The organism is Stenotrophomonas sp. STEN035, from assembly GCF_056759935.1.
In genome coordinates, this window is the sequence record NZ_JBRRDY010000061.1 from 1 (window position 1) to 12,065 (window position 12,065).

Genomic DNA, 12,065 nt, shown 5'->3' on the forward strand with positions numbered 1-12,065 from the left:
CTACAACCCGATCCGCCGGCATGGTTCCGCTGGCGGACTGTCACCGGTAGAGTTTGAAAGGCGCTACGCGCAGAGCGGCGACTGAGTGTCTACAGAACTCTGGCCGGTCCACTATGAGATCGTCGGTAGTCAGCCCGTGGTCGGCCAAATTCGCAGCTTGGGCGAGCAGAACCGCATCAAACCCCGTGCTATCCACCAGAGCCATCACATTGAGCTTCACCCCTCTTTCGAACAGTTGCCGGTCATCTGCCCGCGCCTTCATCATCAACGCAAAGCTTGTAAGCTGGGCTGCCCGCTCGTCGATGTCCAGACCAAACAGGTTCTTCTCCAGGATCAATTTAGCCACATCGCGCTGGCGATAGCCCCGCTCCAGGTAGATCGCCTTGAACAGATCGTAGGCCTCGACGAGGATGTGCCCTGAACCGCTCGCGGGGTCGATCAGCGTCAATTCTTCAGGGTTGAGCGAGGCTGGCGTGATCGCCGCAAGCTGGGCGTTGACCTCGTCGGTCTGCTCGGCCGGCTCGATGTAGTACGCCATCTGCGCTTTGAGCGGCGAGTCCGGATAGGTCGCCAGCCACTGCGCGCCCAGCGAGTTCTGCACCATGTACTTCACGATCCAGTTTGGCGTGAACAACTGGGTCGCCGCCGGAATATCTTCGGACTTCACCACCTTGCCGATGACCTGGTCTTTCTTCTCCGAGATATAGAACTGGTAGAGCCAGCCGATGATCTCGATCTGCTGCCAGTCCGCTTCCGGAATGGACTGCACCAGTTTGGCCACCACCGAATCGGTGAGCAGCAGGTTCTCCGGCAACAGCAGCTCGGTCTCATCACCCAACTGCTCGAACAGGAACGGCATGGCCTGATGCAGCGCATTGCACTGGGCGATCAGGATCAACCGGTACAGCTCGGGATCCTGATTGGCCAACTTCAGCTCGCGCACCGTGTCGGCGGACAAGCCCGGCAGCGCGTTTGACTCAAGCAGATCCAGCGCGTGCGCCAGCACTTCGGGCAAGCCACCCTGCGGGTTCGACAACACACGCCGGCCGTGGCCGAGGTAGTCGTGTACTTCCATGTAGCGCAGCGCGGCCAGCCGGTTGAACCAGGCGTATGCGACGGCTTCGACCGTGTGGCCAAAGCCCTGCAGCTTCATCCGCGCGATGAGCTTGGTGCGCTGCTCGTTGACCTTCACCGGCCACGGGCGGCCAGCGATCATTACGATGTCGTTCTTGACCTCGGCCTCGGTGATCTGGAGCGCGCCTTTGGCCTCGCTCAGTCCCAGCAGGTTCGCCCGGGCCGTCACCGCCGCGATGAAATCCTTGCGCGCCTGCGGCGCGTAGCTCTTGAGATTGACTGTGTTCATTGCTTACTGGATCCGGATACGTTTGCCGGACTTGAGCACGGCGATGAAGTGGGCTTTGAGATCAGCGAGGTAGGTTTCGACCTCAGCTTCGGTTTCCAGATACGTACTGGTGGCCAAGTCGGCCGGGCGGATCGTCTGGGAGATTTTCGGTGCTGCTGCAGCGGCTGCCGATGCTGAAGCAGTGGCAGAACTCGATGTTGTTTGAGCCGCGCCGCTAGCTGTAGCCGCCTTACTGGCGGCTTGTGCCGCCGCGTGTGCCTTCAACAAGGCTTCACGGATCAGATCCATGGCATCTTCAAGCTTGTCGCCGGCGCCGTTAGCGAGAAACTGGATCTCCGGAATGCTGACCGCGCCGGCAATCTTCAGCTTCAGCTGTTGTAGAGGATGCAATGCGGCATTGCTGAGATCAGCATGCGCGGCCGCCTGCACCAACGCCTTGCTGGCCTCGTCGATGCGCTGTTCGACGATGCGCAGCGCCGCTTCGCGCTGGGCCTGCACCAAAGCCTGGTTGCTCGCTTCCAACGTGGCCAGCAGCGGTTCGATCCGGCTGATGCTGGCGTACGGGGCCGGCTCCTCACGGATGCGCTGCAGATCCTTCAGCGCGACGCTGGCCTTAGGGTCGGTAGCCAGCACGTCCCGGTTCGGCTCGAAACGGTTGAGCGTGGCCAGAAAGCGCTGCCAGGTCGCCAACTGGTTGGTGTAGAAGCCGCGGACATCGTTGAGATCCTCACCGGCATCCAGCCATTCATCGCGCGACTTGTTCAGCGCCTCGATGAACTCGAACGGATCGCGGATGGCGAGCTGTCGCTCACAGCGCACGAGCAAGGCGTCGATGACTGCCTTGCCGGGATAGTGCAATTGCCCGGCGGTGAGCTGCCAGCGTTTCAGATCTTCCTTCCACTCGACCAGCTTGCTGCGGAAATCGGTGACAACGCCATCTTCCTCTTTGCGTGGCAAGGAGGAGAACAGCTGCCGGTACAGATCGGACGCGCGCGCGATGCTGCCGGCATCGGCGGTCTTGCGCTTGAGAATCGAGATCTGCTTATGCTGCACCGCCTTGGTTAGCGGATCGAACGCGCTACGCGGTTCCAGATCCGAGCCGCCCATCGTGAGCTTGATTTCGCCGGCCATGAACAAGCGAGTGATCAGCAGCACCACTTCCCACTCTGGCTTCCAGCCATAGGGAATGTCGGTGAAGCGATCGACCACATCAGACAGCAGTACGCGATTCTGCGAAGCGGCGAGCTGCAGGTATTGGCGAACCTCATCAATGGCCTGCGGGTTGCCGTCCTCGCCGCCCAGCGCCAGCTCCTGTTGTCCAACGCTATCGGCGCTGAGCAGGACGCGAATCTCGGCAATGGGATCGGGCTTGCGGATCTTCAGGTACGGCAGCTTGTTATAGGTATTGGTGATCAGGTAATTGATCAGCTCGTCCAGCAGTGCGGGTGCCGTGGCCGTCTTGGAACGCACCTGCTGGCCTTTGGCGTAGCAATCGCCCTGCACAATCAGGTCGCCAATTTGGGCAACCAGGCGCTGCCGGCGTTCGCGATTCTCGTCTTTGCGCTCAAGCAAAATCTTGCGCAAGGACGGCGATGCCGCGCTGGCCTTGGGGCTGTCGACGTATTTCTCGATCTGACGGTACAAGGTCAGTTCAATATCCAGACGAGTTCCCTCGCCCATGCGGATCAGCGCTTTGCCGTTGCCTTCGGCGCTGAGCATGATGCAGCGGTCAGACTTGAGGCTTTCGTAGTCGTCACCCAGCGGCGAACGGATATCCAGGCTGAGCGAGTGGTTGGCCTGCCGATATGGCGCACCGTCGAGCAACCGGTTGAATTCGTAGTCGGCCTTGGTATCGCGATGGCGCACTTTGGTTTGTTGGCTGAGGATTTCATCAAAGACGATCTCGGCCAGCAGCTTGGACTTCTCCGCGGCAGACACGTCGACATGGCCAATCTCGCGGGCGATGTCGCGCTCTTCATTGGTGAGGAAGAACCACAGATCCCCATTGCGATTGACCAGCCGCTGCTGTTCCAGGCGCTCCAGACTTCGCTGGATCTGCCGCTTGAGCTGAAGCTTGTCCGCATCGATCTGATCGAGGCAAAGCGCCGCCAGGTTGTCGATGGTGGGCTTGATCACCTCAGCAATATGGCGGATCAGGAACAGCACCTTCAGCAGGCGGATGTCCTGCTTTTCGAGGGCGGGATTCTGTTCGGCTTGGTCGATGGCACGCTTTACCGTGGTATCGAGGAAGCTCTCGATTGAGGGATAGAAGTCGTACAGCGGCACCAGCGACTGGATGCTGCGATCGGCATTGATCTTGGCAGCTGACTGGAACGCGTCCAGCAGGGAACGCTCGCCGCGTGAAAGGTGCTGGCCGGTGGCGCCGACCTTGCGGATCGCCTCGAAGATTTTCTGCAGCAGCTCAAACTGATATGGGGCGAACGGATAGTTGGCCACGTAACTGACAGAATCGGCGTAGCCACGCAGGGTCACAGCGTTGCCGTTGAACGATATCTGGTTGTTGATGATGTCGCCCTGCTGCTCGAACACGTCGCGCAGCGCCTCATGGGCAGCCTCGGTCTTCGCCAGCAGGCGTACGCCGATCACTTCGTCCGTGTTGGAACTGGCCAGCGACAGGCGCGTATGGAAACGGCCCTGAATCTTGGAGAAGTCCTGGGAACGGGCCTTATTCGCTTCGCCGATGGCCGCTTCGATGTCTTCCTGACTGGTGACGATGACCCAGGCGCGACCTTTGCATTGGGTGCCGAGCTGCTCAGCGATGGTCTGCAGATTGAGCATCAATTGCGTGTTATTGCCGATGAACTGGCCGACCTCATCGACCAGGAAGATGATGCGATGGTCCTTGCCCTTGGTATTGAGGTACTCGCCCAAGAGTTTGGCGAAGTTCTCGATGTTGATCTTGTAGCTGTCGCGGGATTCATCGAACCAGCGCTGGGCGGACTCCACCGACATCTTCAATGCAATGGCCAAGGCCTGGGCGATCTCGTCGCGCAGGAAGTCGAACGCGTCGCGCTCAGCTGTCCACGAGCCACCATGGATGCGCGCGAATTCATGCTGGAACGTCTCGTAGGCGCCCTTGCTGACGAGATAGCGCTCCATCTCGGCGATATGCGGCGCATCGCCTGAGAAGCCGAGCTTCTCGTTGAACACGCGCAGGAACACCTGCAGAACCACATCGCGATCGGACTTGCTGTCCGCCTTGGCATCGATGTTGAACAGGATGACATCGGCGCTGCCGCGGGTGGCGCGCTGGATGTCCGCGAGCAACAACGGGTCCTTGACCTTGGTTTCGTCGAAAAACTCGGCCGCACGCTTGGTGTTGCCGGAGACCGGGTCGACCGCTTCCTGGTTTTCCAGAAGGTACGACAGGATCTTGATGAAGTGCGATTTACCGGAGCCGAAGAAGCCCGATACCCACACGCCCATACGGTCGGTGATCACCGAATTGTTCGGATTGTCGCCGGCCGCTAGGTACGCGTCGAAGAAGCGGCGAAAGTAGTCGGCCAGCTGCTTGGTGACCACGTATTCGTCCAGCTCCTGCCAGATGCTTTCGGCATCACGCTGGTCAGCCTTGATCACGCCGTTGATCGGGCGGTCGATCGGCTTGCGGAAAAGCTCCCTGATCTTCATGTCTTCAGTCATCCCCTGTGAATCATTCCGCCAGCCGGAAGGCGCGGTAGTAGTGGTCGTCGGCCAAGGTGTTGAACAGGCGCAGCGAGAAACCGTCGTAGCGCCCTGGATAGAACATCACCACCGGCGTGTGGTCCATGATCGGCTGCAAGGCGGTCAGCAATGTGTGCGAGCGCAGCATCGGATACGCCGCCCCTACGCCGGTCAGCAGCAGCATGTCTATTTGGTCGAAGTCGATCTTGCTGGCGATGCGCTGAGCCAGCTTGTCTTCTTTGAGCACGGGTCTGAGCGCAGCGAGAGCGGCGTCATTGCCCTTGTCGGCCTGGATGGCCAGGACGCGGTCATAGAGCTTGCGGTCTTCCAGCAGGTCGACGATTAGATCGAAGAGGTTGACGACCACGGGACGCAAGACCGGTTGCTGCCGGGCCAGACCTGGCAACAGGATTTCGGCGATAAAGCCACGCATCTCCATTTCCTGCTCAGGCAGGTAGTCAAAGACCCAGAAGCCGATCTCATTGCCCAGCCCTTTATTGGCAAGGAACTCGGCGGAACTGAGTTTGGGCAGGATGCGATTGAGGCGCTCGCGAAATTTGTCGCTCATGCACGAAGCTCCATCATCGGAACGAGCTGCCCTTCCCCGGCAGCCAGCAAGGACCGCCGAACCACCGGATGGAGGTGCGGAGGTAGCAGTCGAAGGGATCTAGTACTTTCCAGATACCGGGCCTCGGCGAGAATCCGAATAATCACCTGCAGCAGCTTCTTCCGCGTCGAGTTGCTCCACGTGGCAACGGCAGGATCGCGCGCTGCGCAATCGTGCAGGAAGGGCTCCCAGGCGGCGAGCGAAAGAGAGTGTTCCAAGCGTCGGACGTGATCAGCCACGACTTCACGCAGGAAGTCCTTGAGGAGCTCGCTGTGCTTGAGCGCCGCGGCAAACAACAGCTGTGTCGCCATCTCCTTGCCCCCATCCCTGATGACACTCCAGACCGACGTATCGATGGACTCCAGTCGAAGACGGATCAACCGCGCCTGGCGTACCGCCGTGGCAGGCGCCGACTTCTGCAGCACGTTCTCCACACGTAGCGCGTGTTGCCACGCGGCATCGTCGAGCCGCTGAAGCAAAAGCCCGGCAATGATCCGGCTCTCGGGGAGCATCAGGGATCCGGCGGATAGATCGGCTTGGTACTGCTTCAAAGGGTGCGTCCAGTGGTATTCGGTTGGTAACGTCTGCGAGTGGGAAGCGTCGATCAACATGGCTTCAACCCGCCTCCTCGGCGGGCAACAGCCATGGGGCCAGAGCTAATGGATCGGCTACGGCTAACTGATGAAATGACGGAGGAAGTTCTTTGGCGACATCCAATGGATGCCCAGCATGGCGGGCTCCCCCACTTCGCTCCCGGAGATGCAACAACTCCGCGACGCGAAAACCCGCATTGACAATGAATCTCGACTCCCACAAGGCATCCCTTTTCTCTGCATTGGAATCGTAGCCCATTGGCTATGATCCTTGAGCAACCAAAGGCACCCTACGTGTGCATTGCTGTCGCTCTCGCTGGATATCTGCGAAGTCATTGGGCACGCCCAGGCTGATGAGCATGTAGAAACTATCCTTGATAGCGTCCCCGACTACGATCAAAGCGGATCCAACCGAGTCGGATCGGTGCTCGCTGCTCAAAACCATAGGTGGCGAACAATCGACCAGCTTGAAGGCGACCAACGGGGCCACGCCCGAACTTATCAATTATCAATGACTGGGGACGTCCGATGACATCCGGGGCCAGCCAACCTGAAATGGCATACCCGATGGCATACCCGAATGCTCTGAAATGAAAAAAGCCCCTGAAAATCAGGGGCTTAGTTCACGCATTTGGCGGAGAGGGGGGGATTCGAACCCCCGAGGCGCTATAAACGCCTGCCTGATTTCGAGTCAGGTACATTCAACCGCTCTGCCACCTCTCCAGATGTCCCCGGCGAACCGGGCTGCGAATGATAAGGGGCATCGGCTGCGCGGACAAGCGGTTTTTAACAAAAAAGCACTATTGGCCATCCAGGCGCTGCATTCCGCCAGCCAAACGAGTGTCTGCGGGCGCTTGCCGTACACCTCCATGAACGCGATGATGCAGTGACCTTCACAATTGAAACACCGCCCGCTCGGGCACTCATGATCGAATTTGGACACCTCAGTCACGTCGGCCTGCGCCGCCAGCTCAATGAAGACACCTACTACGGTGACGGCGAGCTTGGCTTGTGGCTGGTAGCCGATGGCATGGGCGGGCATGCCTGCGGCGAGGTAGCCAGCGCCTTGGCGCGCGAAACCATCGTCCGCGAAGTGCGCAACGGCGCTTCGCTGGTGCAGGCCATCCGCACCGCCGATGAGGAAATCATCCGCAGCTCACGCCGCCGCAACGACAGCCTGCCGATGGGCACCACCGTGGTCGCCGCACGCGTGCAGGGCAATCGCTTCGAAGTGGCCTGGATTGGCGACAGCCGCGCCTATCTGTGGCGCGACGGCAAGCTGGGCCAGCTCAGCCAGGACCACAGCTATGTGCAGGAGCTGATCACCCAGGGCACGCTCACCGCCGAGCAGGCGCGCGCGCATCCGCATCGCAATGTGGTCACCCAGGCGCTGGGGGTGACCGATCCGGCCCATCTCAACGTCGCCACCACCACCGGCGAACTCCGCCCGGGCATGCAGCTATTGCTGTGCAGTGACGGGCTTACCGAAGAAGTGGACGATACCGGCCTCAACGAGGCACTGGCGCACGCAGACTGCAGCGCGCAGGAATGCGTGGATGCACTGGTCGCCGCCGCGCTGGATGGCGGCGGCTCGGACAACGTCACCGTCGTCCTGGTCCGCTGCCACTAAGGCAGCGGAATTCCACTTCATTCAATCAACGACCAGCGCGACTCAGGCCGGCTCGCTAGACGCGGGCGCCGGCTCGCCATCCCACCACGCATGGCCGGCTTTCTTGCGCAACCTGGCCAGACGCGCCTCATGCGCTTCCTGCTCGGAGGCGGTCACCAGTACGCGGGGGCGCGGCAGCAGTGCCGACACGTCGAACGCCTGTACAACACCGCTGGCACTGGCCGATTCGGCTTCCGGCTGACCAAAACCAATTTCCTCCTGGCCGGAGGTCAGCGCGATATAGACGTCGGCCAGAATCTGCGCGTCGAGCAGGCCGCCATGCAGCGTGCGGTGGGCGTTGTCCACGCCCAGCCGCCGGCACAGCGCATCCAGCGAATTACGCTGGCCGGGATAGCGCTCGCGTGCCATCGCCAGGGTATCGGTGACCGTCACCCGGTTGGCCAGGCGGCCCTTGCCGGCCAGGCTCATCTCGTTCTCGAGGAAGCCCATATCGAACGAAGCGTTGTGAATGATCAGCTCGGCGCCGTCCACATAGGCCAGGAACTCATCCACCACTTCTTCGAAGCGCGGCTTGTCGGCAAGGAAGTCCAGGCTCAGGCCGGTGACTTCCGCCGCGCCGGATTCAAAATCACAATCCGGCTTCAGGTAGCGATGGAAATTATTGCCGCTGGGGCGCCGCTCAAGCAGCTCCACACAGCCGATTTCAACCACACGGTTGCCCTTCTTCCATTCCAGGCCGGTGGTTTCGGTATCAAGGACGATCTGGCGCATCAGCTACCTCAGTTGCTCGCGGCGCCAGCGCGCACGCGGATTGCAGCATCGCGGGCCAACTGGTCCACGCGTTCGTTGTCCGGATCACCGGAATGGCCTTTGACCCAGCGCCAATCAATCTGATGACGTTGAGTGGCCTCATGCAGGCGCTCCCACAGGTCGCGGTTCTTGACCTGGTCACCGCCAGCGGTCTTCCAGTTGCGCCGCACCCAACTCGGCATCCACTCGGTGATGCCCTGGCGCACGTACTGCGAATCGGTGAACAAGGTGATGTTGCAGGGCTCGCTGAGCGTTTCCAGGCCCATGATCGCGGCCATCAACTCCATCCGGTTGTTGGTGGTGTGGGCTTCGCCACCGGCCAGCTCGCGCTCATGGCCCTTGTAACGCAACAAGGCGCCCCATCCGCCGGGGCCGGGATTGCCGAGGCAGGCGCCATCGGTATGTACTTCAATTGACTTCATAGTGTTCCGTTGAATTCAGGTCGCCACCGGGCCGCGCCAACTGACGCGACTGGCCTTGATCGGGCCGATATAAGCCTCGGTGCGTTTTTCAGCTTCCAGCACGCACAAGGCGCGCAGGGCCGGCAAAGCCGTACCCGGAGTGTTGCCCGACTGCGTCCACAGCGGGCCATAGTGCCGCAGCGAGCGACATCGTATGCCCTGCCGCTGCAATAGTGTCCTGCAACGTGTCACCGAGGGTGGCCGCGCGCCCTGCCACTGCCAGTGCGCGCGGTAGGGACTGCAGCGGTTGAGCACGGTCACCCAGACCCGACCGCCGGGCATCAGCACCCGCGCACACTCGGACAGCAAGGGCTCCAGCTCCTCCGCCGCCGGATGCTCGATGACGATGGCCTTGATCGACTCGCTGGGCAGCGGCAACGGCAGGCTGCAGCGCAGATCCCCCGTCCAACCAGACGCATATGGACTCCTGTGCAGACGCAGACCACGCCCCTGCGGGGGTGGTTCTGGCAGCCAAGAGGCGCCTGGCGCCAGCCACAGCCACGGCGGCGAGGGAAATCCGCGCATTTGTTCAGACAGCAGCCGCTGCTCCCATTCGCGCATCGCCTGCGCCCCGGCTTTCTCAAACCAGGGCGAGACTGCAGCTTGACGGGGGGACGGGGCGGCAGGCATTTTCCAATTCTATGCGACTGATCGCCCTGCCCGCATTTCAGGACAACTACATCTGGGCGCTGCAAACGCCCGATGACCGCACGATTTTCGTTGACCCCGGCCAGGCCGGCCCGGTTTTCGAAGCCGCTGCGCAAGGCATGCAGCCTGCAGGTGTCCTGCTCACCCACCACCACGACGACCATATCGGCGGGGTGGCGGAGTTGCGTGAGCGCTGGCCGCGCTTGCGGGTCATCGCCCCGGTTGATGAACGCATCGCACTGGAATGTGAACGAGTCAGCGAGGGCAACCGGGTAGAATTGTCTGGCTTCGACTTCAGCGTGATGGAAGTTCCCGGTCACACCCGAAGCCATATTGCCTACTTTGGCCACGACCATTTGTTCAGTGGCGACATGCTGTTCAGCCTGGGCTGTGGACGCATGTTCGAAGGTACGCCCGCCCAGATGTTGGCCTCGCTCCGGCGAATGGCCGCCCTGCCCCCACAGACACTGGTCTGCTGCGGGCACGAATACACGCTGGCCAATGCCGTGTTTGCGCGGCATGTCGACCCCACCAACGCGGCATTGCAGCGCCGCCAACAGGAAGCCTCGGACATGCGCAGCAGTTCCCGTCCTACCGTTCCCGCCATCCTGGCGAGCGAACTCGAATGCAATCCGTTTCTGCGGACCGCCGATACCGCCATCGTTGCAGCGATCGCGGCGCGGCTTGGTCGCGCACCCACCGACCAGGTGGAAGTCTTCGCCGAATTGCGGCGGTGGAAAGACGGTTTTCGCGCATGAGGCGGCTCAGTCTGCCGTTGGCGCTGGGGTTGTTGTTGGGCACGGGCAGCGGCACGCTGGCCGCCCAGACCCTCCCGGTCAGCGCCGGCATGACCCAGAACGTCGCCGCCCTCACTGCATTACCGTTGGACCCGGCCTCACTGCCGGCCCCGACTACCCGTAACGGACGCGAGATCTTCGCCAACTTCCGTGAGGGTCTGGCCGCACCACAGTGCGACGCCGACGCCACCAGCGCACGCTGGCGCAAGCAGTTCTCGCATGCCCCCTCACGGCTGGGCAATGTCGAGGACGATGCGCTGCCGCTGTTCGGCTACGTCGTCGACGAGCTGCGCAGCGCCGGTCTGCCGACCGAATTCGCGTTGATCCCCTTCGTTGAAAGCGGCTACCGCCCCGGCGCCCGCAATGCCAGCGGCCCGGCCGGGCTGTGGCAGTTCATTGCCACCACTGCCCGCAACCACCGCGTGCCGATGGAAAAGGGCTATGACGGCCGCCTGTCGGCGGTGGACTCCACCCGTGCCGCGGTGCGTTACCTGAAGACCCTGCACGGCATGTTTGGCGGTGACTGGCAGTTGGCAACGATGGCCTACAACGCTGGCGAGTACCGCATCCTGCAGTCGTTGCGTCGCGGCGGCATGAATGCCCAGAACGCAACTGCCTCCGAGCTGCCGGGCCTGTCGCCGATCACCTACGCCTATGTCGAAAAGCTGCATGCCCTGGCCTGCGTGCTGGAACAGGCCGAGAACGAACCCGACCTGATGGCCGCGCTGGACCGGCAGGTGCCGATCCTGAAGGGTCACACCCTGCCAGCCAACACCACCCTGGCTGCCTGGTCGGCGCAGAACGCGTTGGATCCGGCCCGCATCGCCCGCCTCAACCCCGCCCTGACCAGCTCGCGCTCCGGCACCCGGGTGCTGGCACCGGCTGCGGCCATGGGCAGCGTGGAGAGCGATAACAGCGAGAGCGTGCTGGTGGCCACCCGCGATGCGGCCCCTGCCGCAGCGCCGTCCGTCGCCAGCCGCCGTCCTGCTGCTCCCTCGCGCGCGGTCGCCTCGGCCAGCACTGGCAGCCGCCACACCGTCCGCAGCGGCGAATCGGCCTGGACCATCGCCCGCCGCTATGGCATTTCGGTCAAGACCCTGCTGTCGTCCAACAATCTGGATGCCAGCGCGGTGCTGAAGCCAGGCATGGTGCTGCGTTACGAAGAAGTGCGCTGAGCCAACGCCCACGCATGAAAGCAGAACCAGAAGCCCGGCCAAAAGCCGGGCTTCTGCGTTTGATGTCGGCTTTCGCGTTTGATGTCGGCTTTCGCGTTTGATGTCGGCTTTCGCGTTTGTTGTTGGGCCGAGCCATGCTGGGCTGGGGCTTCACCAGCAATCCTGGCAATCCCCAGCGCTTGTGGGAGCGGCGTCAGCCGCGAAGCTGACAGCAATGAAATCATCGGCATCTGCGCAATCTGATGGATCACTCTCTCATATACACCACTCCGAGCCCACCAGACCGAACTACATCTC

10 protein-coding genes, 1 tRNA gene and 1 pseudogene are annotated in these 12,065 nt (G+C 61.8%); 3 read left to right on the top strand and 9 right to left on the bottom strand.

Features of this window, described 5'->3' with window-relative positions; genetic code table 11:
* Positions 1-214: 214 nt before the first annotated feature.
* From pglX to ACVOLL_RS20085, 5 genes and pseudogenes are all read right to left on the bottom strand, one after another.
* Positions 215-1,363, bottom strand: a pseudogene (pglX, locus tag ACVOLL_RS20065) (BREX-1 system adenine-specific DNA-methyltransferase PglX); the annotation flags it as partial.
* A gap of 3 nt (positions 1,364-1,366) precedes the next feature.
* Positions 1,367-5,026, bottom strand: a complete 3,660-nt coding sequence (gene brxC / locus ACVOLL_RS20070) for a BREX system P-loop protein BrxC (protein ID WP_481514497.1) — start codon at positions 5,024-5,026, stop codon at positions 1,367-1,369.
* A gap of 10 nt (positions 5,027-5,036) precedes the next feature.
* Positions 5,037-5,615, bottom strand: coding sequence for a DUF1788 domain-containing protein (locus tag ACVOLL_RS20075; RefSeq protein WP_481514498.1), 579 nt, complete (start codon positions 5,613-5,615; stop codon positions 5,037-5,039).
* Positions 5,612-6,265 carry a DUF1819 family protein gene (locus ACVOLL_RS20080; protein ID WP_481514499.1) on the bottom strand — a complete coding sequence of 218 codons (654 nt, stop codon included), beginning with the start codon at positions 6,263-6,265 and terminating at the stop codon, positions 5,612-5,614. Before ACVOLL_RS20080 ends, ACVOLL_RS20075 begins: the two co-directional genes overlap by 4 nt.
* A gap of 614 nt (positions 6,266-6,879) precedes the next feature.
* Positions 6,880-6,970, bottom strand: a tRNA-Ser gene (locus ACVOLL_RS20085).
* Between the two features lie 202 nt (positions 6,971-7,172).
* Between ACVOLL_RS20085 and ACVOLL_RS20090 the strand changes: the two genes are divergently transcribed.
* Entirely contained in the window at positions 7,173-7,877 is a 705-nt protein-coding gene (locus ACVOLL_RS20090) for a PP2C family protein-serine/threonine phosphatase (RefSeq protein ID WP_481514500.1), read from the top strand.
* Positions 7,878-7,919: 42 nt separating this feature from the next.
* On the opposite strand, the gene dnaQ is transcribed toward ACVOLL_RS20090, so the two are convergent.
* The 3 genes from dnaQ to ACVOLL_RS20105 are packed head-to-tail and all read right to left on the bottom strand — an operon-like array spanning position 7,920 to position 9,526.
* Positions 7,920-8,648: a DNA polymerase III subunit epsilon gene (gene dnaQ / locus ACVOLL_RS20095; RefSeq protein WP_481514501.1), complete on the bottom strand. Its 729-nt coding sequence runs from the start codon at positions 8,646-8,648 to the stop codon at positions 7,920-7,922.
* Positions 8,649-8,656: 8 nt separating this feature from the next.
* Entirely contained in the window at positions 8,657-9,109 is a 453-nt protein-coding gene (gene rnhA / locus ACVOLL_RS20100) for a ribonuclease HI (protein ID WP_481514502.1), read from the bottom strand.
* 15 nt (positions 9,110-9,124) lie between these two features.
* Positions 9,125-9,526, bottom strand: coding sequence for a class I SAM-dependent methyltransferase (locus tag ACVOLL_RS20105; RefSeq protein WP_481514503.1), 402 nt, complete (start codon positions 9,524-9,526; stop codon positions 9,125-9,127).
* Positions 9,527-9,789: 263 nt separating this feature from the next.
* On the opposite strand from ACVOLL_RS20105, the gene gloB reads away from it, so the two are divergent.
* Positions 9,790-10,554: a hydroxyacylglutathione hydrolase gene (gloB, locus tag ACVOLL_RS20110; RefSeq protein ID WP_481514504.1), complete on the top strand. Its 765-nt coding sequence runs from the start codon at positions 9,790-9,792 to the stop codon at positions 10,552-10,554.
* Positions 10,551-11,768 (top strand): lytic transglycosylase domain-containing protein, encoded by a 1,218-nt coding sequence (locus tag ACVOLL_RS20115; RefSeq protein ID WP_481514505.1) that lies wholly within the window; start codon positions 10,551-10,553, stop codon positions 11,766-11,768. Before gloB ends, ACVOLL_RS20115 begins: the two co-directional genes overlap by 4 nt.
* Here ACVOLL_RS20115 and ACVOLL_RS20120 read toward each other — a convergent pair.
* Positions 11,750-12,065, bottom strand: a 316-nt coding sequence (locus ACVOLL_RS20120; protein ID WP_481514506.1) for a hypothetical protein, incomplete at its 5' end; no start/stop codon positions are given. The genes ACVOLL_RS20115 and ACVOLL_RS20120 overlap by 19 nt on opposite strands.